Raw genomic sequence first — 23621 nt, 5'->3', positions numbered from 1 at the left:
ACTCGATCTTCGAGCCTTTCCCCAAGTGGTGGGGCCTGCTCATCATTGGCCTATCCGCGCCGCTGCTGTTGATCTTCGACAGGCTCGGCTTGCCGGCCGTTGGTCAGCTGGCCTGGACCTCCACGGCCGCTATAGGATTTGCCGTCCGAACTTACTGGCCCCTGCGACGCGAACCCTGGTTCTGGGCCACCATAGCCTGCACGATTGCAGTCCACGCCATGGCCATCGTGCTCTGGCCTTGGCCGAAGCAGTCCTATCCCGCCTGGATAACCGGACTATCCCTGGGGGCAGACATCGCGTTCGTTGTTGGCGTCGTCGCTCTTGTCGCAACGTCGATCAGGTGCGCCAGCAAAGCCGACTAAAGCGCTACACCCCGCAACAGCTTCGGCAGATCGCCCACCCCGCCGCCGGCTTCGTGCATGAAGAACCGGCGGGCCGGAGCGATGCGGTTGACCACCGCCAGGCCAGCCCCGCGCGCCACGCGCAGCAGCGGGTTGTCGTTCGAGAAGATCCGCACGAAGGCGTCGAAGGCGAGAGCGTTGGTGACGGTGTCGAACCGCCGCCAGCGGGCGTAGCGCTCCAGCACCGCCTCGGCGCCGATGTCCTCGCCGTTGCGGACGGCCTCGACCAGCACCTCGGCCAGGGCCGCTGCGTCCTTCAGGCCCAGGTTCAACCCCTGCCCGGCGATCGGGTGCACGCCGTGGGCGGCGTCGCCGATCAAGGCCAGGCGCGGCGCGGTCATCCGTTCGGCCAGTAGCAGCGACAGCGGATAGACGAAGGTCGGCCCGACCACCTCCACTCTCCCCAGGAAATCGCCGAACCGGCGCATCAGGTGGGCGTGGAAAATCTCAGGCGACGCGTTCCTCAGGGCCTCGCCGCGCGCCGTGCTCTCGGTCCAGACCAGGCTGGCGCGGTTCTCGGTCAGCGGCAGGATGGCGAACGGACCGCTGGGCAGGAAATATTCGTGGGCGACGCCCTCGTGCGGACGCTCCAGCTTCACCGTGCAGACGACGCCACTCTGGCCATAGCCCCAGCCGATGTGGCCGATGCCGGCCGCCTGGCGCAGGACCGAGCCGCGCCCCTCGGCGCTGACGGCGAGCGGCGCGGTGAGCGCCCGGCCGTCCGACAGGATCAGGCGGGCCGCGCCGGGCGTGACCTCCAGGTTCTTGGCCGCCATCGGGGCGATGACCGGAATCTCTTTCTCGATCACAGCCTTGGAGAGGGCCGCGCGGATCTGGCGGTTCTCGACCAGATAGCCCAACGGCTCGCCCTCGATGCGGCCCGAAATCTCGCCGGAGTCAAAGCGCAGGAACGACGGCAGCGGCTTGCGGGCCGCCGCGCCAGGCGTGCGGCCGTCGGTGACCAGGATCTGCTCGATGCGCTGGGCATGCGGCTCCAAGCTCTCGCCCGCCCCGATCGCGCGCCATTGGCGGAACGAGGAATAGGCGATGGCCGAGCTGCGCCCATCGAAGGTCGGCGCCAGCTGGGCGTCGAACGGCTGGGGGTCGACCAGCAGGGGTTTGAGACCGCCGGACTTCAGGGCCAGGGCCAGGGTCGCGCCGGCCATGCCGGCGCCCGCGATGATCACGTCTGCATCGTAAGCGCGCATGAAGGGGATATGGGCTCCCCCTCCCGCGCCTGTCCAGACGCCCGGCTATTTCTTTTCCGCGTAAGGGGCTTGGGCGTCGCTGCGGATCAGGCCTCGCGTGGCGTCGCCGACCCCGACGATCACGAACTGAACGGCCAGGGCGCAGAGGATCAGGCCAAGCACCCGCACCACGATGCTCATGCCGATCCGCCCCAGCACCCGGCCGATCAGCGGCGCGGCCCAGAAACAGGCTACAACCACGGCCGAGACGGCGGCGATCACCGCCACCCCGATCCCGGCGCCCGCCAGACCCAGCGGCTTGGCCTCGGCGGCGTAGATGATCACGGTCGAGATCGCGCCTGGCCCGATCAGCAGGGGCATGGCGAACGGCACGATCAACCGCTCGAACCGCTGCTTGGCGTAGGCGCGGGGCGACTGGTCCTCCACGCCCTCGGCGGCGTCGGCGAACATGGTGGTGAAGTCGTCGCGCACCATGTCCAAGCCCAGAATGAACAGGATGATGCCGCCGGCGATCCGGAAGGCCGGCATCGAGATGCCGAAGAAGGCCAACAGGCCAACGCCCGTGAAATAGAAGAAGATCAGGAACGCGGTCATGAACAGGCCGATATAGACGGCCACCATCCGCCGCCCCGCCGCAGCCGCGCCCAGGGTGGCGGCGGCGAACAGCGGCACGTTGCCGATCGGGTCGATCAGAGCAAACAGCGCGACGAAGAAGTTGACGGCGAGTTTGGCCTCGGTCATTCGACGTCCCTACCTTTCAGATCGCGCCCAAGCTTTGCTCTGTCCTAGAGCGGACCGTCGCGCGCGCCAACCCTTGCGACCAAACATGGGGACTAGAAGATGACCGCCGACCCGCGCCTGATCGTGCCGCTCGACCTGCCCACCGTCGACGAGGCCCGCGACATGGTCGAGCGCCTGGGCGACACGGTCAGCTTCTACAAGATTGGCCTGGAACTGCTGGCCAGCGACGGCATGACCCTGGCCCGCGAACTGAAGGCGTCGGGCAAGTCGATCTTCCTTGACTGGAAGCTCCACGACATCGGCGCGACGGTCGAGCGCTCGGCCCGTGTCCTGGCAGGGAGCGGTTGCGATTTGCTGACCGTCCATGCTGAGCCGCAGGTCATGAAGGCGGCGGTCCAGGCGCGGGGCGATTCCTCGCTGAAGATCCTGGCCGTCACGGTGCTGACCAGCCTGACCGACGCCGACCTGATCGAGATGGGCTACGCCTTCAGCGCCCGCGAGCTGGTCGAGCGCAGGGTGCGCCAGGCCATCGACTGCGGTGTCGACGGCATCGTCTCCTCGCCGCACGAAGCCGCGCTGGCCCGCGAGATCGCCGGTCCGGGCTTTCTCATCGTCACCCCCGGCGTGCGCCCCTTTTGGTCGGCCAAGAACGACCAGGCCCGCGCCGCCACGCCTGAAGCCGCCATCCGCGCCGGCGCCAGCCATCTGGTCTGCGGCCGCCCGATCACCGCCGCGAACGATCCGCGCGAGGCGGCGCTTAAGGTGATCGAGGAGATCGCGGGGGTGTGAGCGACGGACGTCGGCCCAACGCGCGAACCACCCCGAACCAGCCGCCGCCGACCATCGCCAGCCCCAGGGCCGCGAACAGCAGGCCCGGCGACGGCGGCGCGACCTTGAAAATGGCGGCCAGGGCCGGGACGGTGAAGATCAGGACCAGGGCGCCGGACGCCGCAGCGGTGATGGTCCAGTAGATTCGGCGATGAGGCGCGAATAGTCGGCCGCCCGAAGACGAGGCGTCGGCCAGGGCCAGGATCAGATTGCCCGCCACCAGCGTCAGAAAAGCCGCGCCGCGCGCCTGGCTTTCTGGATGATGACCCAGCGCCCAGACATAGACCCCCAGCACCATGGCCAGAACGCCGGCGCCCTGCAGCAGGGCCAGGCCCACCTGGCGGGGTCCAAACAGCGGCTCGTCCCGCCGCCTCGGCGGATGCTGCATGGCGTGCGCGCCGCCTGGCTCAGCCTCGAACACCATGGCGCAGACGGGATCAATCAATAGCTCCAAGAACACCACGTGCATCGGATACAGCAGCGGCGGCAGGCCCATGACGATCGGAATGAGGGCGACGCCGGCGATCGGAACGTGGATGGCTGTGACATAGACCAACGCCTTGCGCAGGTTGGCGAAGATCCGCCGCCCCAGTCGCACCCCGCCCACGATCGAGGCGAAACTGTCATCCAGAATGACGAGGTCGGCGGCCTCGCGCGCCACGTCGGTGCCCTTCTGGCCCATGGCGATGCCGATATGGGCCGCCTCCAAGGCCGGCGCGTCATTGACGCCGTCGCCGGTCATGGCCACGACCTGGCCGTCGGCCTTCAAGGCCTGGACGATCCGCAACTTCTGGTCCGGCGTTATACGGGCGAAAAGGCGGGTCTGGCGCAGGCGCTCGGCCAGGGCCGCGTCGTCTAGCGCGGCGATCTCCGCGCCGATCATCACCCCGCCCGAGGCGTCCAGTCCGGCGGTCTCGGCGACCGCCAGGGCGGTGGCGGGATGATCGCCCGTGATCATGACCACGGCGATGCCCGCTCCTTGAGCCTCTTTCAGGGCCGCCGGGACGTCCGCGCGAACAGGATCCAGGAAGCCGATCAACCCCTCGAACGTGAAGGGCGCGTCCTCGGGAGCATCGAGCAGCGCCCCACCCGTCAAGCAGGACGCCACGCCGAGCACGCGCAGTCCTAGGCGGGCGAACCGCTCCACGATGGGGGCCAGCTCGCCGACTTGAGCGTCCGACAATCGGCACAGCCGGAAGATCGCCTCAGGCGCGCCCTTGGCGGCGATACGCCACTGATCCTGTGGCCCGCGCCAGGCCTGAACCATGGCCATGCGCTCGGGCCGCAGAGGCCAGGTGCGTTCCGGCGCATCTGGCGTCTCGGGCTCTGGGCCGCCCAGCAGCGCCCGGACGGCCTTGTCCATGGGATCGACGGGACGGACGGCGCAGGCCAGTCCAGCCACGCGCAAACAGGCGTGCGCGGGAGCGGATAAAGGGACATCGGCGCTGACGGCCCAATCCTCGCCCGATGTCCAGATCCGCGCCACGCGCATCTGGTTCTCGGTCAGGGTGCCGGTCTTGTCGACGCAGAGGAACGACGCGCCGCCCAAGGCCTCGATCACCGCGCTGCGTCGCACCAGCACCTTGCGCCGCGCCAGGCGTCCGGCGCCCAGCGCCAGGAAGACGGCCAGCACCATCGGGAATTCCTCGGGGATCAGCGCGATGGCGACGGTCACGCCGGCCAGGACGCCACCGACCCAGTCTCCGCGCAGCAGGCCATAGGCGATGGCCACGACCACGCAAAAAGCGATGGCCATCGCGCCCAGCAGCGTCACCAGGCGTCCGGCGGTCTTCTGCAATGGCGTGGGCTGCTGGACGATCGCGGCCAGAGAGACCCCGATGCGACCCAGCGCCGTCCCGGAGCCGGTCTTGCTGACCCTGGCCACCGCCTGGCCGCGCACCACCAAGGCGCCCGAGAAGAGATAGGGTCCGGTCTCCGCGCCGGGCTGAGCGTCGGCGTCGATCGCCTCGCCTTCGGTCAAGGGACGCTTGGAGACCGGGGCGGACTCGCCGGTCAGGGCCGACTCATCAACGCTCAGGACGTCGCCGCCGACCAGCACGCCGTCGGCCGGCAGCCGCTCGCCCTCGCCGATCAGGATGATGTCGCCTGGAACCAGGTCCCGCGCCGCCAGCCGCGCCTCGACGCCGTCGCGCACCACCCGCGCGTAGGGCTGGGACAAATCGCGCAGGGCCGACAGCGCCCGCTCGCTGCGCGCTTCCTGCAGCACGACCAGTCCAATGGTCGCCACGGCGCCCGCCATCAGGAACAGGCCCTCGCCCAGGTCCCCCAGCACCAAATAAAGGCCGGCGGCCCCGATCAGCAGCAGGAACATCGGCTCGCGCAGGGTGTCGAGGAGGATCCGGGCCAGGCCCCGCCCCGTGGCGCGCGGCAAGGCGTTGGAGCCAAATTCGGCGAGCCGTCTGGTCGCCTCGGCCTCAGTCAGTCCGTTGAAGCCCTCGCGCGACATGACTCTCTGTCCGATCCGCCAGCTGACGCCGACTCTGGATGTCAGACCAAGACAAGATAATCGCCGCGATCCGGATCTGGAGTGTCGCGCCGTGGCGTCGGCCGCGTCCAGCGCCTTCTCGTCCAGCGCGGCCGTTGGTCAGAAGTCGACCGCCACGCCCTTCTTCTCCCAGTCGCCGAAGCGGGTCGGTTCGGGGCCTTCTCGGCCACCCTGTTCGGGAGGAAGCGACAGCGCCTCTTCGGCCGCGCGGCGGGCGGCGGCCTCTTCCAGGGCGCGGCGGGCGGCGGGGCTCAAAGCCTTGCCGGGGGCGGCGCCGGGGACTTCGGGAACAGCTTCGGGCGAGGCGTCGGGAAGGTCGGACATGAGCCGAGTTTAGCACCGCACAGGGGCGCCTTGCCACCGCTCGCGGTGCGAATCCGCTTGCGCTCGCGCCCGCCTCTTGGCACGGCGAGGCGGTGACTCAAGAATTGAACGACGGCCTCCCCGCCCGGGAAGCCGCCCTGACCCTGATCGACGCGGCCCTGTCGCGGCGCGGCGGCCTCGACGAAGCCGCCTCGGCCAACGGTTTCCGCTTCCTCGAACCGCGCGAGCGGGCCTTTGCCCGCGCCCTGGCCATGGCCGTGCTGCGCCACCTTGGCCCCATCGACCGCGCCCTCGCCGCGCGCCTGCAGAAGGCGCCGCCGGACCGGGTCATGCACCTGCTGCGCCTCGGCGCGGCCCAGGCCTTCCACCTGGAGGTCCCGGCCTTCGCCGCCGTGGCCACCTCGGTCGAGCTGGCCGGCGCCAACAAGACCAGCCGCCCGTTCAAGGGCCTGGTCAACGCCGTCCTGCGCGGCCTGCTGCGCGACGCCCCGCCCAGCAACGACCCGACCTTGCTGGCCCCGCCCTGGCTCTATTCGCGCTGGGTCGCCGCGTTCGGCGAGGCCACGGCGCGCGAGATCGCCGGTCAGATCGCGCTGGAGCCGGCCACCGACCTCTCGCTCAAGCCCGACGCCGACTCGGCCGCCCTGGCGCAGGCGCTGGAGGGCGAGATCCTGCCCGGTGGCTCCTTACGCTTGCGTCGCAAGGGCGACGTCGCCGCCTGGCCCAGCTTCGAGGATGGGACCTGGTGGGTGCAGGACGCCGCCGCCGCCATTCCCGCCCGCCTGCTGGACGTCAAGGCCGGCGAGGCCGTGCTCGACCTCTGCGCCGCGCCCGGCGGCAAGACCCTGCAGCTGGCGGCCGCCGGCGCGGACGTCGTCGCCCTCGATCGCTCGGCCGCGCGCCTCAAGCGCCTGGAAGAGAACCTGGTCCGCACCGGCCTCACCGCCGAAGTGGTCGCCGCCGACGGCGCGGCCTGGGACGACGAACGGACCTTTGACGCCATCCTGCTGGACGCCCCGTGCAGCGCCACCGGCACTTTCCGCCGGCACCCAGACGTGCTGTGGGCCGCGCGGCCGGGCGATGTCGCGAGCCTCGCCGGCGTCCAGGCCCGCATCCTCGACAGCGCCGCCGATCGCCTCAAGCCCGGCGGGCGCCTGGTCTACTGCGTCTGCTCGCTGGAGCCCGAGGAGGGCGAGGCCCAGGTCGAGGCCTTCCTGGCCCGCCGCCCGGACATGGCGCTGGACCCCATCGCGCCCGGCGAAGGCGGCGCGCCGGAAGCGAGCCTGACCCCGCGCGGCACGCTGCGCCTGCTGCCGCACCAGCTGGACGGCGGCCAGGACGGCTTCTTCGCCGCGCGGTTCCGCAAGGCCTGACCACGGTTCGGTGAGCTTGAGTATTTCTGCGCTTAACGGGTCCCGTCCGGGATGACAGAGCGACTCCGGCCCGCTATCCCAGGGTCATGACCGCGCCGCTCATCGCCCCGTCGATCCTCGCTTCCGACTTCGCCCGCCTGGGCGAGGAAGTCGCCGCCATCGAGGCGGCCGGCGCCGACTGGGTGCATGTCGACGTGATGGACGGCCACTTCGTGCCCAACATCACGCTCGGCCCCGACATCGTCAAAGCCATCCGGCCGCACGCCAAGATCCCGTTCGACGTGCACCTGATGATCAGCCCGGCGGACCCTTATCTCGAAGCGTTTCGCGCCGCTGGCGCGGACATAATCAGCATTCACCCCGAAGCCGGCCCGCACCTGCACCGCTCGCTGAAGCGCATTCGCGAGCTGGGCGCCAAGGCGGGCGTCGTCTTCAACCCCTCGACCGGCCTCGACCATATCGAGTGGATCCTGGAGGACGTCGACCTCTTGCTGGTCATGTCGGTCAATCCAGGCTTCGGCGGCCAGAGCTTCATTCCCGGCCAGCTGCGCAAGGTCGAGGCCCTGCGCAAGATGGTCGACAAGGCCGGCCTTCCCATCATCATCGAGGTCGACGGCGGCGTCACGCCGGTCACCGCCCCGCAATGCGTGGACGCCGGAGCCACAGCCCTCGTCGCCGGCTCGGCGGTGTTCAAGGGCGGCCGCGAGGCCTACGCCGCCAACATCCGCGCGCTGAAGGGCGGCTGATCCGTTGGCTCCAGCCGTCAAGCGTTCCGCCAACGGCTATCGTCCTCCCGCCAGGAAGCGGGCCCGGGTCCTGTGGCGAGCCGTAAAGGCCGAGCTTTCCACCCATGTCGAGCGCGAGTGGTTCGGCTCGGGTCCGCACCGCCTGAAGATCTCCGGCCCCAAGGTCACGGCCCTGGCCGCCCATCCGCGCGATCCACGCCCCACCAACGCGGGCCAAGGCCGCCGCATCCTGGCCGGGACGCTGGTCCTGGACGGCGGCTCGTTGCGCCTGGGCGAAACAGGCGATCCGTTCGACACCGCCAGCCCCACGCGTCGCTTCGCCGTCAGCCTGCACCGCTTCGACTGGCTGCCGGACCTGATCGCCGCCGGCCCGGACGGCGCGCGCCGCGCCTTGCGCCTGCTCGACGACTGGCGGCGGGTGTTCGGCAAGTGGAACGCCTTTTCCTGGAGCGCCGACTGCCTGGAGCGGCGGGTCTTCCACCTGGCCTGCGCCGCCCGCGCCCTGGCCGCCGAGGCCAGCGACGCCGAGGCCGCCGACCTGCGCCGCGACCTCGCCCGCCAGGCTCGCCATCTGGCCGAAATCAAGAAGGCACCCGCCCGCGTGCTGGAGCGCGCCGTGGCCGTCACGATCGCCGGCTGCGTCCTGGCCGGCAAGCCGGGCGAGATCCTGATCGACAAAGGCCTCAAGGCCCTCTCTCGCCATATCGACCGCATCGTCCTGCCCGACGGCGGCCACGCCACCCGCTCGCCCGAGGCCGGGGTCGAGCTGCTGTTCGACCTCTTGACCCTCGACGACGCCCTGCGCCAACGCGGCAAGCCGACGCCCGAGGCCGTCGCCCGCGCCATCGACCGCCTGTCGACCGCCACGCGCTTCTTCACCCTGGGCGACGGCGGCCTGGCGGCCTTCCACGGCGGCGAGACGGTGGGCCAGGCGCGCATCGCCGCGGCCCTGGCCCATGACGATACGGGCCCGCGCCCGCTGAACAGCGCCCCGCACAGCGGCTATCAAAAGATGGTCGGCGGCTCGCTGGAGCTGATCGCCGACTGCGGCCCGCCCGCCGCCGGCCCCCTCTCGGTCGCCGCCTGCGCCCAGCCGGCCGCCATCGAGATTCTGTGCGCCAAGGACCGGCTGATCACCAGCTGCGGCTGGAGCCCCGAGGCCGCCGGCGCCCACGCCTTCCGCCTGTCGGACGCGGCCTCGACCGTCTCGGTCGGCGACGGCTCGGCCGGCCGCCCCCTCTCGGGCTTCCGCGCTCGCGCGCTGGGTTCTTGGCTGGTCGACGGCGCGACCAAGGTCGAGGCCCAGCGCCACGACGACGTCGGCGGGGTGTGGCTGGACATCGTCCACGACGGCTGGCGCCATGCGGGCCTGACCCACACCCGGCGCCTGTTCCTCGACGCCGTCGCCGACGAGCTGCGCGGCGAGGACAGCTTGACGCCCATGGCCGCAGACCCCGGCGCAGCGACCGGCCCGCGCCGCTACCTGCCCTTCGCCGTGCGCTTCCACCTGCACCCCGAGGCGAGAGCCTCGATCGCCCGCGACGGCAAGAGCGTGCTGATCCGGGGGCCCAACACCATCGGCTGGTGGCTGCGCAACGACGCCGTCGACGTCGAGATCGCCCCCTCGGCCCACTTCGACCACGGCCTGGCCCGCAAGGCCGGCCAGGTAGTGCTCAAGAGCCAGGTCCGCCCGGAGGTGGGGGCGAAGATCCGCTGGAAGCTGACGCGGGCGGAGGGGTAGCCGTGGGGTTCACCCGCCGCCCACCGATCGACCCCGGCCGCGCGCGGCAGGCGCCGGAGTACACCGACGCCGAAATCGCCGAGGTCATCGCCGCCTTGAGGGCGGACGCTCCGGACCTGCTGGATGTGCTGGAGCGCGAGGCGCGGTCGCCGGGCAGCGTGGCGACGGCGGACTATGACGACGTCTACGACCGGATGCTGACGTACCTGTTCGAGCACGGGTATGTGCACACGCATATCGAGATGGCGATGGTGTTTCGGGGCGTGCGGGGGCGGGTTGGGGGTCGGCGATCTATGACTGGTGTTGGGTGACGCACCCTAAGCGCCCCACGGAAGCGAGAGAAACTTTCTCATCCCTTTTCGGCCTTCTCATGCTCAGGCGAACCGGGTTCGCCTGAGGCTACGGTTTGGATCTAACCGCCTTCCTGACCGCATCTTCAAATGTGCTTTATCCTCGTTGCAGCTTAGCTTGCGCGCAAGCCCAGCGAACTTTCCGCCGGGCCCATCTTTTTGTCGGTAGTGGTGGCACCCTATACCATATATCGCGCTCAGGTGACCCTTTGCCGCTACAGATTGGCGGAGTCCGTTAACAATGAGTTAACGAAAAACTCGGTACAAGACGCAAGATCACCCTTGCGTTGCCGCATGCGACTCGTGCACATTACCAACATGTCGATAACACTTCGCGCATTCATGGCGGCCCGCCGGGCAGAAATACAAAGCCAGATCAAGGCCTTGAAGGAAGAGCTGCGTGAAATCGACGTGGCCTTTGCGGCCTTGCCACAAGAGGGTCAGCCGAAGCAGGCCCGAGAGCGCGGGTCTAGCGGGACTGGCAAGAAGACGCTTAAGGAGATGGCGATAGAGGCGATCGTGGCGAGTCCTGACGGACTAGAAGCCGCTGACGTTATTCGCTGGATCAACGAGAAATACGGCCTGAATGTAGCCCGTGAGAGCATGTCGCCGCAGCTCAGCCGCCTAGGCCAAGACGGAACACTTATGCGCATTGGCTTAGTTTGGAAGACTGGACCCAGGCTCGCTTTTGGCGACGGTCCTCCCGCGCCTCCATTCTCGCCCGAAAGCATCACGGCCCCCCCTTCGGAAGAAGAGGAGGCCGTCTAGAGACGTGGGGCCGGACAAAGGCCGGGCCAGAGGCTCACTTGCAGGGGTCCTCTCTGGGGTTCGACTCCCCCCGGCTCCACCACTTTTCCGCTGGAAGGTCGAAAACCAATTGCCGGGCAACCGGCCCTCCAGCAACAACCAACAGGGGCCAAAGGCCCTGCTAGGAGCATCCCGTGTGGCAAGCCAAAGCAAGACACTAGGAACTAGCGAAAGCTAGCAGCAGGGCGCAGAAAGTCAAGAAATCCTTGGCTTTCCGCGCCTTTTTGCGTTTGCCTCTATCGAGCATAGCGCGCCGCTTGGAGCGAGTCTTGCGCCGTTACGCAACGCAGCAACGGCAATCGCCGAGGGATGCATTGCGGAGGCTCCCCACGTTGTTACCCCAAGCAACACAGACCTCGCAGAAAACGCATAATAATGTCCGGAGTTGAACGCCGGGCGATCAAAACCCGACCTTAAATCTCTCGAAGGCTGGTGCGTGCTGGGCTGCCCGGTCAGCCCAGCGATCGTCTCGCCGTGAGATGTAAGGAGGGCTCCCGCTCCGGAGGGCGGAGTTTAGGGGACCTATCCCTCAAACACCGCCGTCATCCCGCGCTTCATGCGCGGGACCCATTTCTCCGCCGCACGTGCGGAGACGAAGGGGACTCTCACGCGGAAGCTGAACCATGGGTCCCGCGCATGAAGCGCGGGATGACGGGGTTTGGGGTTCCGCGCCAGGCTCGGCCAGGATTTAACCCCTCTCCCGACCGCTTCGCGGCCACCCTCTCCCTGTGGGAGAGGGGCCGGGAACGCCTCACAGCAGCCGCCAGGCCGTGATCAGGCCGGCGATGAAGGCCGCTGCGCTGAGCAGCACGAAGCTCAGCAGCAGGCGGCGGCGGGCGGGGGTCAGGCCCATAGTCGCCTGGCGGTCGGCCAAGCGCATCAGGGCCACGAAGCCGGCCGAGGCGGCGCCGAAGGCCGCGACCACCGGGGCCAGCAGGGTCCACTGGCCCTCGCGGTACAGCAGCGCCGCCACCACCAGGATCGCGCCCATCCCGGCCGCGTACAGCACGACCAGGGCTCGGCGCATCCGCGAAAGGGCGTGGACGGTCATGGAGGTCACCGCGTGGGCTACACTGACGTTAAGGTAACGACGTTCTCTTGAGTCGCAAAGGCGGGGGGCGGAGGGCAGAGACGACCACCGCCGCAGGCCCCCACCTGACCACGCTCCGCGTGGTCGTCCGCCCCCGGAGGGGGCGGAAGGAGCGCGTCCCTTCTTCCCCCTTTGGAGGAGGAGCGCCACAGGCGCGGAGGGGGCAAGTACGGGGATCGGAGCGCCGATGTTATCCGCGTATCCGGACTCGAACCCAGCGATTTCAAGTACTTCCCACTTTTACACGCCGCTCTGTGATCCGCGTTGAAACCGCGCCCATACTGATCCCACCTCGTCGCGAGGAAAGGGCGCGTGGCCAGCGACCATCGTGGCGGCGGGGGGCGATCGAGCGGGGACAGGTTCGAGGGGGATACTCGGACGGTCCGGGGCTGGGCTTGCTGGGCTCACCCGCCCGCCGTCGGCGTGGTTGGAGGCAAAAGGGCGTGTTTGGCTGAAAGCCCGTCCTCTCCGACCGTTGGGACTCTCGGAAACGGGAGGCCCAGGTCCCGGTAAGGCCCAAACAGGGCCACCTGACGGGACGCTGATGGATAACGATCGCGCGGAGCGCCTGGCTTCGTCGAAACGGTACACACACTTCAATCCTCCGGACGGATGTCCGGCGCTCCGCGTCCCTTTCCATCCCTTCAGCGGTCCGCCGCGTGAAGCGGCGGGGGTGTGTCCCGACGTCCTTCCCGCGCCCTTGACGCCTTGGCCCCAAACGCCCAGAAGCCGCTCGTGACCGACACCGCCGCGCCCGCCTCGCCCGAACAGCCCCAAGCGCCCAAGAAGGGCGGGCTGCTGAAGTCGTCGGCGATCTATTCGGGCCTGACCCTGGTCAGCCGGTTCATGGGCTTTTTCCGGGACCTGGCGGTCTCTTATCGGATGGGCGCCAGCGCCACGCCGGCGGCCGACGCCTATAATGCGGCGCTGGCCTTTCCGAACCTGTTCCGCCGCTTCTTCGCCGAGGGCGCGTTCGCCGCCGCCTTCGTGCCGGCCTACGCCAAGTCGCTGCAGCGCGACGGCGAGGAGAAGGCCGACATTCTGGCCGGCGACGCCATGGCGACCCTGGCGGCCTCGACCATCATCATCACCGTGATCTGCCAGCTGGCCATGCCGTGGCTGATGATGCTGATCAGCCCGGGCTTTGGCTGGGGCACCGAGAAGTACAAGCTGGCGGTGCTGCTGACCCAGATCACCATGCCCTATCTGCCGTGCATGGCGATCGTGGCGCATCTGTCGGGCGTGCTGAACGCTCGCGATCGCTTCATCCTGTCGGCCGGCGCGCCGATCCTGCTGAACATCGCCACCCTGGCCTTCATCCTGCCCCAGACGACGGCGGTGGACGCGGCCAAGTGGGGCTCGGTCGGCGTGGTCGTGGCGGGCGTCGCCCAGGCCGCGCTGCTGGTCTGGGGCGTCAACAAGTCCGGGGCCAAGGTGCACTGGCGGCTGCCGCGCCTGACGCCGGAAGTGCGCGAGCTGATCGGCAAGGCCATTCCCGGCGCCCTGGCGGCCAGCGCCACCCAGGTCAACATCTTCATCTCCGGCAACCTGGCCAGCCACGTGCCGGGCGGCCGCACCTGGCTGGCCACGGCAGACCGCCTGTACCAGCTACCGCTGGGCCTGGTGGGCGTGGCGATCGGGGTCGCCTTGCTGCCGCGCCTGTCGCGGGCGGTGAACTCCGGAGATCGCGACGACGCCCAGAGCGCCATGGACCAGGGGATCGCCCTGGCTATGGCCCTGACCCTGCCGGCCGCCGCCGCCCTGGTCGCCATGCCGGGCTTCCTATCCGACGGCCTCTATACGCGCGGCGAGTTCACCGCCTTTGACGCGAGCCAGACGGCGGCGGCGCTGTTCTTCTATGGCCTGGGCACGCCGGCCTTCGTGCTGCAGCAGCTTTACTCGCGGGCCTTTTTCGCGCGCGGCGACACCAAGAGCCCGATGCGCTTTGCGCTGGTCTCGGTGGCGGTGAACATCATCGTCGGCATCGCTCTCTTCAAGCTGATCGGCGTGAAGGGCATTGCCGCCGCCACGGCCTTGGCCTCGTGGCTGAACGTGGCCCAGATGGCGGTGGTCCTGGGCCGCAAGGGTCACTACGGCCCCTCGGCCCAGACCTGGTCGCGCCTGTCGCGGATCCTGCTGGCCAGCCTGGGCATGGGCGCGCTGATGGCGGCGGCCTCGCACTATCGCGATCTGATCGAGGCGCCGCTGCGTAGCCTGGGCCTGACCGGCCACGCGATCGGCGCCAAGGAGTTCGCCCTGGCCCTGACGTGCCTTGCGGGCCTGGCGGTCTATCCGCCGCTGCTGTTCCTGTTTGGCGGGGTCAAGCCGGCAGAGCTGAAGGCGGCGCTGCGGCGGGGCAAGGCTTGATCCATGCTCCCCCGCCTTGTCATCCCGGACGAAGCGGAGCGAAGATCCGGGACCGCAACACGTTCGGCGCTTCTGGCGGTCCCGGATCGGCGCGCGACGCGCTTGTCCGGGATGACAGATGTTGAGTGTGGGGCGGGACCTTGCTAACCAGCGGCCATGGCTTCGATCGGTTCTCTCGCGCCGCGATGGCGCGGCTCCTTCTGACTTCGATCATCGCGTTTCGACGCGATGCGCCCTCGCGCGCCCACGCCATCTCAATCGCATTCGACAGCAAGGCTTAGAGCCATGACCGACCAAGCTCCCCCCGTGGCCCCTGGAGCCTATACGGGTCCGTCCCGCGTGCTTTCGGGCGTCCAGCCCTCCGGCGCCCTGCATCTGGGCAACTATCTCGGCGCGCTGGTGAAGTTCACCCGCCTGCAGCACGAGATCGACACCTTCATCTTCGTGGCTGACCTGCACGCCATCACCGTCTGGCAGGACCCGGCGGCCCTGGCCCAGCAGACCCGCGAGATCGCGGCGGCCTACATCGCCTCGGGCCTGGACCCCGACAAGGCGACGATCTTCCCGCAGTCGGCCGTGCGCGAGCACGCCGAGCTGGCCTGGATCTTCCAGTGCGTCGCCCGCCTGGGCTGGCTGGACCGCATGACCCAGTTCAAGGAGAAGAGCGGCAAGCACAAGGAGCGCAGCTCGGTGGGTCTCTATACCTACCCGGTGCTGCAGGCCGCCGACATCCTGGTCTACAAGGCCACCCACGTGCCGGTCGGCGAGGACCAGAAGCAGCACCTGGAGCTGACCCGCGACATCGCCGGCAAGTTCAACCACGACTTCGGCATCCCCGGCGGCGCGCCGGTCTTCTTCCCCCAGCCCGAGCCGCTGATCCAGGGGCCGGGCGCGCGGGTGATGAGCCTGCGCGACGGTTCGGCCAAGATGAGCAAGTCTGACCCGTCGGACTATTCGCGCATCAACCTGACCGACACGGCCGACGACATCGCCGCCAAGGTCCGCAAGGCTCGCACCGATCCGGAACCGCTGCCGGAAACGATCGAGGAGCTCGCCGCCCGCGCCGAGGCCGACAACCTGGTGGGCATCTTCGCGGCCCTATCGGGCCAGACCAAGGCGCAGGTGCTGGCCGAGTATGCCGGCAAGGGCTTTGGGACCTTCAAGCCGGCCCTGGCCGAGCTGGCCGTCGAGAAGCTGGCCCCGGTGGGCGAGAAGATGCGCGGCCTCCTGGGCGATCCGGCGGTGCTGGACGCTATCCTGGCCAAGGGCGCGGAAAAGGCTCGCGAGACCGCCGCCCCGACCCTGGCCGAGGTCAAGAAGCTGGTCGGCTTCTGGGGGGCCTAAAGGCGCTCCGGAATCCGCACCATCATCCGCTCGTAGCCCTTCACGAAGGTCGAGAAGACGCGCCTCGGCTCCTCCAGGACCTCGATCCGGGGGAAGCGCTGGAGGATCTCCTCCCAGACGATGCGCAGCTGCATCTCGGCCAGGCGGTTGCCGACGCAGCGGTGGATGCCAAAGCCGAACGACAGGTGGCGGCGGGCGTTGGGGCGGTCGACGATGAACTTGTCGGCGTCCTCGATGACCGTGTCGTCGCGGTTACCCGAGACGTACCACATGACGACCTTGTCGCCCTTCTTGATGGTCTGGCCGGCCAGCTCGTAGTCCTCCAGCGCCGTGCGGCGCATGTGGGCCAGCGGGGTCTGCCAGCGGATGATCTCCGAGACCATGTTCGGGATCAGGCTGGGATCGGCGCGCAGCTTGGCCTCTTCCTGGGGGTTCTTAGAGAGGGCGTAGAGGCCGCCGGTCAGCGAGTTGCGGGTCGTGTCATTGCCGCCGACGATCAGCAGGATGACATTGCCCAGGTACTCCATCGGCGGCATGTCGCGGGTGGCCTCGCCGTGGGCCAGCATCGAGATCAGGTCGCTGCCGGGCTCGGTCTGGTTGACCCGCTCGTTCCACAGATTGGTGAAATAGCCCAGGCACTCCAGCAGTTCGGCGCGGCGGGCGTCCTCGCTCTCGACGATGCCGCTCTCGGGCGAGGCGGTGGCGACGTCGGACCAGCGGGTCAGCTTGCGGCGCTCTTCCCAGGGGAAGTCGAACAGGGTGGCCAGCATCTGGGTGGTCAGCTCGATCGAGACCCTGTCGACCCAGTCGAAGGGCTCATTGATCGGCAGCTCGTCCAGGATGTGCTGCACGCGCTCGCGGATGATCCCTTCCAGCCGGGAGAGGTTCTGCGGCGAGACGATCGGGCTGACGGTCTTGCGCTGGATGTCGTGCTTGGGCGGGTCCATGGCGATGAACATCGGCAGGACGAAGTCCTCGTCGAAGTTCCGGATCGTGATCCCGCCCAGGTGCGCGTCGGACGAGAAGACCTGATGGGTCGTGTCCACCGTCATGATGTCGTTATAGCGGGTGATCGACCAGTACGGCCCGGTTTCCTCGTCGCCCTTGGAATAGTGGACGGGCGCTTCTTTTCGCAGCCGTTCGAAATAGGGCCACATGGCGTCGGCCTGGAACAGGGCCGGGCTGGCCACGTGGATGTCTTCCAGCGGCGTCGCATAGGCTTGCGCGCGCGCGGCTTCCTTCAGGTCCACCGAACCGTCGCTCATCTGATCCTCCCGCAGATCATTGTTCCGCGTATGACGCCAGAAAATGACGCTGGTGTCACTTTCTTTGTTGAGGCGCCCCAGACTTGCGTCGGAAGGCCGCGAGGTCCATTTCAAGCCCATGTTCATTCAGACCGAAACCACGCCCAATCCCGAGGTGCTGAAGTTCCTGCCCGGCCGCGAGGTCCTGGGAGAGGGCGCGCGCGAGTTCCGCACGGCCGAGGAGGGCGACGCCTCGCCCCTGGCCAAGGCGCTGTTCGACCTGGGCGATGTGACGCGGGTGTTCTTTGGCCCCGACTTCCTGACGGTGACCAAGGGCGAGGACGCCCAGTGGCCGCACCTGAAGGCGCCGATCCTGGCGGCGATCATGGACCACTTCACCAGCGGCCGGCCGCTGCTGCTGGACGCCGAGGCCGGTGGCGGCCACGACGAGGACGGCGTCTATGACGAGGAGGCCTCGCAGATCGTCGCCGAGATCAAGGAACTCTTGGACACCCGCATCCGGCCGGCCGTGGCCCAGGACGGCGGCGACATCGTCTTCTCGCGCTTCGAGCCGCAGACGGGCGTCGTCTGGCTGCACATGCGCGGCGCCTGCTCGGGCTGCCCGTCTTCGTCGGCCACGCTCAAGTCCGGCGTCGAGAACATGCTCAAGCACTATGTGCCGGAAGTGACCCGCGTCGAGCAGACGCTCGGCTGATCGGCCGCTTGCGCTTCGGTGGGGAAGTTCATATTGTAACTATAGAAGTTGCAAATAGCTTTCTTGAGGATCGCTGATGTCCAAGCTCGACACGCCCGCGCTCGCCCAACTGTTCACCGACGCTCGCACCCGCAATGGCTGGAAAGCCGATCCGCTTCCCGAGAGCCTGCTGCGCGAGCTGTATGACCTGGTGAAGTTTGGTCCGACGGCGGTGAACTCGACACCGGCGCGGTTCGTGTTCGTGACCAGCCCCGAGGCGAAGGCCAAGCTGGCGGCCCTCTCCTCGGGCTCTAACGGCAAGAAGATCCTCCAGGCGCCGGCGACCGTCATCGTCGGCTACGATCTTGATTTCCCGGAGACCCTCGACACCCTGTTCCCGCACGCCCCGGGGGCCAAGGATTGGTTCGGCGACGCGGCCGGCCGGGAAGCCACTGCTTTCCGAAACAGCTCGCTGCAAGGCGGCTACTTCATCCTGGCCGCGCGGGCGCTGGGCCTGGACACGGGTCCGATGTCAGGCTTCGACAACGCCGCCGTCGACGCCGAGTTCTTCGCGGGCACGAACATCAAGAGCAATTTCATCGTCTCGATCGGCTATGGCACGGACGAGGGCCTGCATCCGCGCGGTCCGCGTCTGGACTTCGACGCGGCGGCGAAGATCCTCTAGGGCCAAAGCGCCCTCGCCGTCAGTTCGCGTGACGGCGAGGGCGCTCGCGCGTTAGAAGGGCGCATGATCCCGCGTGACGCCCTTTTCATCCTGACCCTTGCCCTTCTGGCCGCCTGCGGGCCGGCCAAGCGGGGCCAAGATGCTCCGAAGTCCGATGCCAAGGCGCCCGTGGCCTTGGCCGTCGCGCCCTATGCCGGCGGTCCTCTGGCGGTCACCAAGGACGGCGTGGGCCCGATCAGCGGGGCGACGGCCTTCGACCTTCCGACGCTGAAGGCGCTGTTCCCCAAGGCCAAGGTCGAGCAGGCCTTCCTGCATTTCGGCGAGGGACCCGCCCAGCCCGTCATCACCGTCGAGCAGGACAACACCCCGCTGCTGGAGATCGGCAAGACGGACGAGGGCGCGATCGGATACGTCGCGGCCGCCGCTGGCGATGTCCGAGACCCCAAGGGCGAGACGCTGCTGACCAGGTGGGGCGATCTCGGGTTCACGGTCGAGCAATGCCGCGTCGGCCAGGGGCGCGAGGTCAATCAGGTGATCTGCGTCCGTCCGGAAGCCGCCACGGTGTCCTATGTCTTCGGCGTGCCGGGTTGGACCAAGGGCGGCGTCCCGCCCGAGGCGACGCTGAAGGCCAGGGGCCAGCTCAACGCTCTGATTTGGCGACCCGCCGAAGGCGCGGCGGTTGGCGCGGCCTGATCCCATGATCCTGTCCATCGACACCTGCCTTGGCGCCAGTTCGGTCGCCGTGTTCGACGGCGAGCGAGTCTTGGCCGCGCGTAGCGAATCCATGACCCGTGGCCACCAGGAGCGGATCGGGATCATTGCCCGCGAAGCCGCCGCCGAAGCGGGGATCACCTTCACGGACCTCGACCGGATCGGCGTTACCGTCGGTCCGGGCTCATTCACCGGCCTGCGGGTGGGTCTGGCCTTCGCCAAGGGGCTGGCGACGGCCTTGTCGATCCCTTGCGTCGGTGTCACCACGCTGGAGGCCCTGGCGTTCGGCGTCGACGGCTTCGTCGCCGCCGTGCTCGATGCGCGGATGGGCCAAGTCTATATCCAGGTCTTCGCCGACAGGGTCGCCCTGATGGCTCCTGACGCCTTGGGTGTTGGCGAGGCCGCCGCGCGGCTGGCCGAGCTTTATTCTGGCGGGCCGGCGACGCTGATCGGTTCGGGCGCGCCCCTGCTGGCCGATGTCTTGAGCGGGGCCAGGGTCCTGACGCCGGCGGCGCCCGATCCTGTTGCGATCGCCAAGCTGGCCGCCGCGCGACCCGCGCCCAGCCATTCGCCCCGGCCGCTCTATCTGCGCGCGCCCTACGCCACCTTGCCAGCCGCCTCGTTATGAACCTGCGTCCTGTTGGGCCCGAGGCCTCGTTCGATCTCGCCGACCTGCACGACAAAGCCTTCGACCGGCCCTGGACAGCGCTGGAGTTCGAGGACCTGCTGAAGTCGCCGGGCGCCTTCGCCGTCCTGGGCGAGGCGGGCGAACCTGCGGAGGCCAAGGGCTTTATCCTGTGCCGTTCGATTGCGGGCGAGGCCGAGATTCTGACCATCGCCGTCGATCCCGCCGCCCGCCGGCGCGGCTGGGGCGCGGCCCTGGTCGAGGTTGCCGCCGGGATCGCCGCCGAAACAGGCGCCGAAGCGCTTTTCCTGGAGGTCGCGGTCGACAACGCCGCCGCCATCGCTCTCTATCAGAGCGCCCGTTTCGCCAAGGTCGGACTGCGAAAAGGCTATTATCCCCATCCCGATGGCGCCAAGGACGCGGTGGTCATGCGGCGGGCGCTTAACACTTAAGGGCGGATTGCCTATCTTGCCGCGACTCAGACGGAGGCTCCGCCTTGGATCGACTCGAAAAGGCCTGTATCGAAAAGGGCATGCGCATGACGGATCAGCGCCGCGTCATCGCGCGCGTGCTGTCGTCCGCCGAGGACCATCCCGATGTCGAGGAGCTGCACCGCCGCGCTCACGCCATCGACCCGCACATCTCGATCGCCACGGTCTATCGCACCGTGCGCCTCTTTGAGGAGAGCGGCATCATCGAGCGCCACGACTTCCGCGACGGTCGCTCGCGCTACGAAGAGACCCCGACCCATCACCACGACCACCTGATCGACATGAAGACCGGCAAGGTCGTTGAGTTCGTGGACGAGGAGATCGAGGCCCTCCAAAACGCCATCGCCCGCAAGCTCGGCTACAAGCTGGTGGACCACCGGCTGGAGCTCTACGGGGTGCCGCTGGAGGAGTGATCAAGATGCTCCCCCGCGATGCGGGGGAGCTGTCACGAAGTGACTGAGGGGGCTATTGCCGCGCAAGCCCAGCTTGCCCCCTCCGGCCCTCTGGGCCACCTCCCCCGCATCGCGGGGGAGGAACCCGCCCTTGCGGAACGGGCCTCTCGACCCCATAACCTCGCCGGATGAGCGAGCCCCCGCAAAAGCGCCTCTTTATCAAGACCTACGGCTGTCAGATGAACGTCTATGACAGCGAGCGCATGGCCGACGTCCTGCGCCCGCTGGGCTATGGCGTCGTCGATGACCCGGAAGGCGCGGACCTGGTGGTGTTGAACACCTGCCACATCCGCGAGAAGGCCACCGAGAAGGTCTATTCCGAGCTCGGCTACATCAAGCAGATGAAGGACCGGAAGGCGCAGGCCGGCGGTCGCATGACCATCGCCGTGGCCGGGTGCGTCGCCCAGGCCGAGGGCAAAGAGATCATGCATCGCCAGAAGGCGGTCGATCTGGTCGTCGGTCCGCAGGCGTATCACCAGTTGCCGGAGCTGATCGCCCGCGCCCACCGCGCGACCGGCGAACGCCTGGCCGCCGACTTCGCCGCCGACGAGAAGTTCGACGCCCTGCCGGCCGAGCGCCACGTCACCGGAGTGACCGCGTTCCTGACGGTCCAGGAGGGTTGCGACAAGTTCTGCACCTTCTGCGTCGTGCCTTACACGCGCGGCGGCGAGTGGTCGCGCCCGGTGAACGATATCGTCGAGGAGGCCAAGCGCCTGGCCGACCAGGGCGTCCGCGAGGTCACCCTGCTGGGCCAGAACGTCAACGCCTATGACGGCGACGGCTCGACCCTGGCCACGCTGGTCCGCCGGCTGGCTCACATCGATGGCCTGGACCGCATCCGCTATACGACCAGCCATCCGCGCGACATGGGCGATGATCTGATCGAGGCGCATGGCGAGCTGCCGGAGCTGATGCCGTATCTGCACCTGCCGGTGCAGGCGGGCAGCGACAAGATTCTCAAGGCCATGAACCGCGACCACACGGCCGAAAGCTATGTCCGCCTGATCGAGCGCATCCGCGCCGCGCGGCCTGACATCGCCATGAGCGGCGATTTCATCGTCGGCTTCCCCGGCGAGCGCGACGGCGATTTCGAGAAGACCTTGGATCTCGTCCGCGAGGTCGGCTTCGCCAGCGCCTTTTCGTTCAAATATTCGCGTCGTCCGGGCACGCCGGCCTCGGCCATGCCGGGCCAGGTCGACGAAGAGGTCAAGGCCGAGCGCCTAGAGCGCCTGAACCAGCTGCTGGACGAGCAGCAGCGCGCGTTCAACGCCGCCCAGGTCGGCAAGGTGCTGCCCGTGCTGTTCGAAAAGCCCGGCCGCCACACCGGTCAGATCGTCGGCCGCAGCCCCTATCTGCAGGCCGTCCATTGCGAGGGCGGCGAACAATTGCTCGGGAAGATCGTTCCCGTCCGTATCGAGAGCGCCGCCAAGATGAGCTTGGGCGGGACGCTCGAACCTGTCCTGGAGACCGCTTGAGCCGCACGCCTGAGTTCCTGCCGCTGTCCGACGACGCCGTCCACGCCGTCTCCGGTCCGTCCGGTCGCCACGCCGCCCTGATTGAAGACGCCTTCAAGGTGCTGATCGAGACGCCAGGCGGCGGGGTCACCATCACCGGCGACGCGCGGGGACGCACCGGCGCCAAGAGGGTTCTGGAGGCTCTGGCCAATCGCGCCGACGCCGGCGAGGAAGTGGTCGAGGCCGATGTTCGTATCGCCCTGGGCGTCGCGCACCAGGCCGGCGGCCAGGCTTCGCCCCGCGCGGTGCGCAAGGGCAATGTCTCGCCCAAGACCAAGGGCCAGGCCCGCTATATGGAGGCCATGGCCAGCCATCCGCTGAGCTTTGGCCTGGGTCCGGCCGGCACCGGCAAGACTTTCCTGGCCGTGGCCCATGGCGCGGGAATGCTGTTGCGCGGCGAGGTCGATCGCTTGATCGTCACCCGCCCCGCCGTCGAGGCCGGCGAGAAGCTGGGCTTCCTGCCCGGGGACCTGAACGAGAAGGTCGACCCCTACATGGCGCCGGTCTGGGAGGCCCTGACCGACATCATGGGCGCCGACCAGCTGCGTCGGCGTCGGGAAAAGCTGGAGATTGAGGTCGCCCCGATCGCCTTCATGCGCGGTCGCACGCTCAGCCACGCCTTCGTCATCGTCGACGAGGCGCAGAACTGCTCGCGCCTTCAGATGAAGATGGTGCTGACGCGCTTGGGCGAAGGCGCGCGTATGGTCGTCACGGGCGATCCGACCCAGGTCGACCTTCTGAACCCGCGCGACTCGGGCCTGGCTCACGCCGTCTCGATCCTGGAGGGGGTCGAGGGGGTGGCGGTGTCGCGCTTCACCTCGGCGGACGTGGTGCGCCATCCGCTCGTCGAGCGGATCGTTAAGGCCTATGACGCCGACGCGGCGCAGAATACACCGCGCTGAATGACCATCACTGTAGACATTGAAATCGAGGACGAGGCCTGGACGAGCGGCGCCGAGGACGTCGAGGCCTTGGTCTGGCGTGCGGCCCAGGCCGTGCTGGACGCGCATGAGGATATTGAAGGCCAGGGGATTGTGATCCTCCTGACCGACGACGACAGCGTTCAGGCCCTGAACCGCGACTTCCGCCAGAAGGACTACGCGACCAACGTCCTGTCCTTCCCCTCCCCGCCCAACCCGGAAGGCCAGATCGGCGACATCGCCCTGGCCTACGGCGTCTGCGCGCGCGAAGCGGCCGAGCAAGGCAAGCCGCTGGCCCACCACCTGCAACATCTGGTGGCGCACGGGGTGCTACATCTCCTAGGATACGACCACGAGGGCGACGACGAGGCGGAAGCCATGGAGGCGCTCGAACGCGAAATCCTGGCGGGGCTGGACGTTCCTGACCCCTACGCCAGTGACGAAGAGGGACGCTGACCA

General features: G+C 68.5%; 24 protein-coding genes and 2 pseudogenes. 18 read left to right on the top strand and 8 right to left on the bottom strand.

Translation table 11 applies throughout. The features are described from left to right. Positions 1–358: 358 nt before the first annotated feature. Both CSW59_RS13500 and CSW59_RS13495 read right to left on the bottom strand, forming a co-directional pair. Positions 359–1609 carry a UbiH/UbiF/VisC/COQ6 family ubiquinone biosynthesis hydroxylase gene (locus tag CSW59_RS13500; RefSeq protein ID WP_201722800.1) on the bottom strand — a complete coding sequence of 417 codons (1251 nt, stop codon included), beginning with the start codon at positions 1607–1609 and terminating at the stop codon, positions 359–361. A gap of 45 nt (positions 1610–1654) precedes the next feature. Beyond that, positions 1655–2350 carry a MarC family protein gene (locus CSW59_RS13495; RefSeq protein ID WP_099444501.1) on the bottom strand — a complete coding sequence of 232 codons (696 nt, stop codon included), beginning with the start codon at positions 2348–2350 and terminating at the stop codon, positions 1655–1657. A 99-nt stretch (positions 2351–2449) separates the two neighbouring features. Here CSW59_RS13495 and pyrF point away from each other — a divergent pair, with 99 nt between their 5' ends. Beyond that, entirely contained in the window at positions 2450–3139 is a 690-nt protein-coding gene (gene pyrF / locus CSW59_RS13490; protein WP_099444500.1) for an orotidine-5'-phosphate decarboxylase, read from the top strand. On the opposite strand, the gene CSW59_RS13485 is transcribed toward pyrF, so the two are convergent. Beyond that, positions 3108–5645, bottom strand: coding sequence for a cation-translocating P-type ATPase (locus tag CSW59_RS13485; protein WP_099444499.1), 2538 nt, complete (start codon positions 5643–5645; stop codon positions 3108–3110). The two genes, pyrF and CSW59_RS13485, sit on opposite strands and share 32 nt — an antisense overlap. 138 nt (positions 5646–5783) lie before the next feature. Beyond that, a complete protein-coding gene (locus CSW59_RS13480; protein WP_099444498.1) occupies positions 5784–6008 on the bottom strand; it encodes a DUF1674 domain-containing protein in 225 nt (74 codons plus the stop codon). Positions 6009–6100: 92 nt separating this feature from the next. On the opposite strand from CSW59_RS13480, the gene CSW59_RS13475 reads away from it, so the two are divergent. The 5 genes from CSW59_RS13475 (at position 6101) to CSW59_RS13455 (ending at position 10986) form a co-directional block, all read left to right on the top strand. Then, positions 6101–7381 (top strand): RsmB/NOP family class I SAM-dependent RNA methyltransferase, encoded by a 1281-nt coding sequence (locus CSW59_RS13475; protein WP_099444497.1) that lies wholly within the window; start codon positions 6101–6103, stop codon positions 7379–7381. Between the two features lie 86 nt (positions 7382–7467). Continuing rightward, positions 7468–8127: a ribulose-phosphate 3-epimerase gene (rpe, locus tag CSW59_RS13470; RefSeq protein ID WP_099444496.1), complete on the top strand. Its 660-nt coding sequence runs from the start codon at positions 7468–7470 to the stop codon at positions 8125–8127. A gap of 4 nt (positions 8128–8131) precedes the next feature. Continuing rightward, positions 8132–9868, top strand: coding sequence for a heparinase II/III family protein (locus tag CSW59_RS13465; protein ID WP_099444495.1), 1737 nt, complete (start codon positions 8132–8134; stop codon positions 9866–9868). Positions 9869–9870: 2 nt separating this feature from the next. Further along, positions 9871–10179 (top strand): hypothetical protein, encoded by a 309-nt coding sequence (locus tag CSW59_RS13460; protein WP_099444494.1) that lies wholly within the window; start codon positions 9871–9873, stop codon positions 10177–10179. A 333-nt stretch (positions 10180–10512) separates the two neighbouring features. Then, entirely contained in the window at positions 10513–10986 is a 474-nt protein-coding gene (locus CSW59_RS13455; RefSeq protein WP_099444493.1) for a hypothetical protein, read from the top strand. 571 nt (positions 10987–11557) lie between these two features. On the opposite strand, the pseudogene CSW59_RS21420 reads toward CSW59_RS13455, so the two are convergent. From CSW59_RS21420 to CSW59_RS21900, 3 genes and pseudogenes are all read right to left on the bottom strand, one after another. Next, positions 11558–11650, bottom strand: a pseudogene (locus tag CSW59_RS21420) (hypothetical protein); the annotation flags it as partial. Positions 11651–11776: 126 nt separating this feature from the next. Continuing rightward, entirely contained in the window at positions 11777–12076 is a 300-nt protein-coding gene (locus CSW59_RS13450) for a hypothetical protein (RefSeq protein ID WP_143754999.1), read from the bottom strand. 279 nt (positions 12077–12355) lie between these two features. Continuing rightward, a pseudogene (locus CSW59_RS21900) lies at positions 12356–12544 on the bottom strand (hypothetical protein); the annotation flags it as partial. A gap of 306 nt (positions 12545–12850) precedes the next feature. Between CSW59_RS21900 and murJ the strand changes: the two are divergent. From murJ to trpS, 3 genes are all read left to right on the top strand, one after another. Further along, positions 12851–14482 (top strand): murein biosynthesis integral membrane protein MurJ, encoded by a 1632-nt coding sequence (murJ, locus tag CSW59_RS13435; protein ID WP_099444491.1) that lies wholly within the window; start codon positions 12851–12853, stop codon positions 14480–14482. A 156-nt stretch (positions 14483–14638) separates the two neighbouring features. Further along, entirely contained in the window at positions 14639–14686 is a 48-nt protein-coding gene (locus CSW59_RS21895; RefSeq protein ID WP_369825779.1) for a hypothetical protein, read from the top strand. A gap of 81 nt (positions 14687–14767) precedes the next feature. Then, the gene (gene trpS / locus CSW59_RS13430) at positions 14768–15826 is read left to right on the top strand and encodes a tryptophan--tRNA ligase (RefSeq protein WP_099444490.1); all 1059 of its coding nucleotides are present in this window, start codon (positions 14768–14770) and stop codon (positions 15824–15826) included. Here trpS and CSW59_RS13425 read toward each other — a convergent pair. Then, entirely contained in the window at positions 15823–17091 is a 1269-nt protein-coding gene (locus CSW59_RS13425) for a cytochrome P450 (protein ID WP_099444489.1), read from the bottom strand. The genes trpS and CSW59_RS13425 overlap by 4 nt on opposite strands. Before the next feature lie 118 nt (positions 17092–17209). On the opposite strand from CSW59_RS13425, the gene CSW59_RS13420 reads away from it, so the two are divergent. The 9 genes from CSW59_RS13420 to ybeY all read left to right on the top strand — a co-directional run bounded on the left by CSW59_RS13420 (position 17210) and on the right by ybeY (position 23618). Next, a complete protein-coding gene (locus CSW59_RS13420; RefSeq protein WP_099444488.1) occupies positions 17210–17785 on the top strand; it encodes a NifU family protein in 576 nt (191 codons plus the stop codon). 76 nt (positions 17786–17861) lie between these two features. Beyond that, positions 17862–18449 carry a malonic semialdehyde reductase gene (locus CSW59_RS13415; RefSeq protein ID WP_099444487.1) on the top strand — a complete coding sequence of 196 codons (588 nt, stop codon included), beginning with the start codon at positions 17862–17864 and terminating at the stop codon, positions 18447–18449. Positions 18450–18512: 63 nt separating this feature from the next. Then, positions 18513–19142 carry a DUF1131 family protein gene (locus CSW59_RS13410; RefSeq protein WP_099444486.1) on the top strand — a complete coding sequence of 210 codons (630 nt, stop codon included), beginning with the start codon at positions 18513–18515 and terminating at the stop codon, positions 19140–19142. Positions 19143–19146: 4 nt separating this feature from the next. Beyond that, a complete protein-coding gene (tsaB, locus tag CSW59_RS13405) occupies positions 19147–19788 on the top strand; it encodes a tRNA (adenosine(37)-N6)-threonylcarbamoyltransferase complex dimerization subunit type 1 TsaB (protein ID WP_099444485.1) in 642 nt (213 codons plus the stop codon). Further along, positions 19785–20237 (top strand): ribosomal protein S18-alanine N-acetyltransferase, encoded by a 453-nt coding sequence (gene rimI, locus CSW59_RS13400; protein WP_099444484.1) that lies wholly within the window; start codon positions 19785–19787, stop codon positions 20235–20237. The genes tsaB and rimI overlap by 4 nt, the downstream gene beginning before the upstream one ends. Positions 20238–20281: 44 nt before the next feature. Beyond that, positions 20282–20689, top strand: a complete 408-nt coding sequence (locus CSW59_RS13395) for a Fur family transcriptional regulator (RefSeq protein WP_013077224.1) — start codon at positions 20282–20284, stop codon at positions 20687–20689. Between the two features lie 167 nt (positions 20690–20856). Then, positions 20857–22203 carry a tRNA (N6-isopentenyl adenosine(37)-C2)-methylthiotransferase MiaB gene (gene miaB, locus CSW59_RS13385; protein WP_099444483.1) on the top strand — a complete coding sequence of 449 codons (1347 nt, stop codon included), beginning with the start codon at positions 20857–20859 and terminating at the stop codon, positions 22201–22203. Continuing rightward, a complete protein-coding gene (locus CSW59_RS13380; RefSeq protein ID WP_099444482.1) occupies positions 22200–23144 on the top strand; it encodes a PhoH family protein in 945 nt (314 codons plus the stop codon). Before miaB ends, CSW59_RS13380 begins: the two co-directional genes overlap by 4 nt. An 18-nt stretch (positions 23145–23162) precedes the next feature. Beyond that, positions 23163–23618: an rRNA maturation RNase YbeY gene (gene ybeY, locus CSW59_RS13375; protein ID WP_201722807.1), complete on the top strand. Its 456-nt coding sequence runs from the start codon at positions 23163–23165 to the stop codon at positions 23616–23618. The last annotated feature ends 3 nt before the right edge of the window (positions 23619–23621 follow it).

This window comes from Caulobacter sp. BP25 (assembly GCF_002737755.1).
Taxonomy (GTDB): Bacteria; Pseudomonadota; Alphaproteobacteria; order Caulobacterales; family Caulobacteraceae; genus Caulobacter.
The sequence above is the reverse complement of the archived record's forward strand: the minus strand, read 5'-3'. Positions and strand labels throughout refer to the sequence as shown.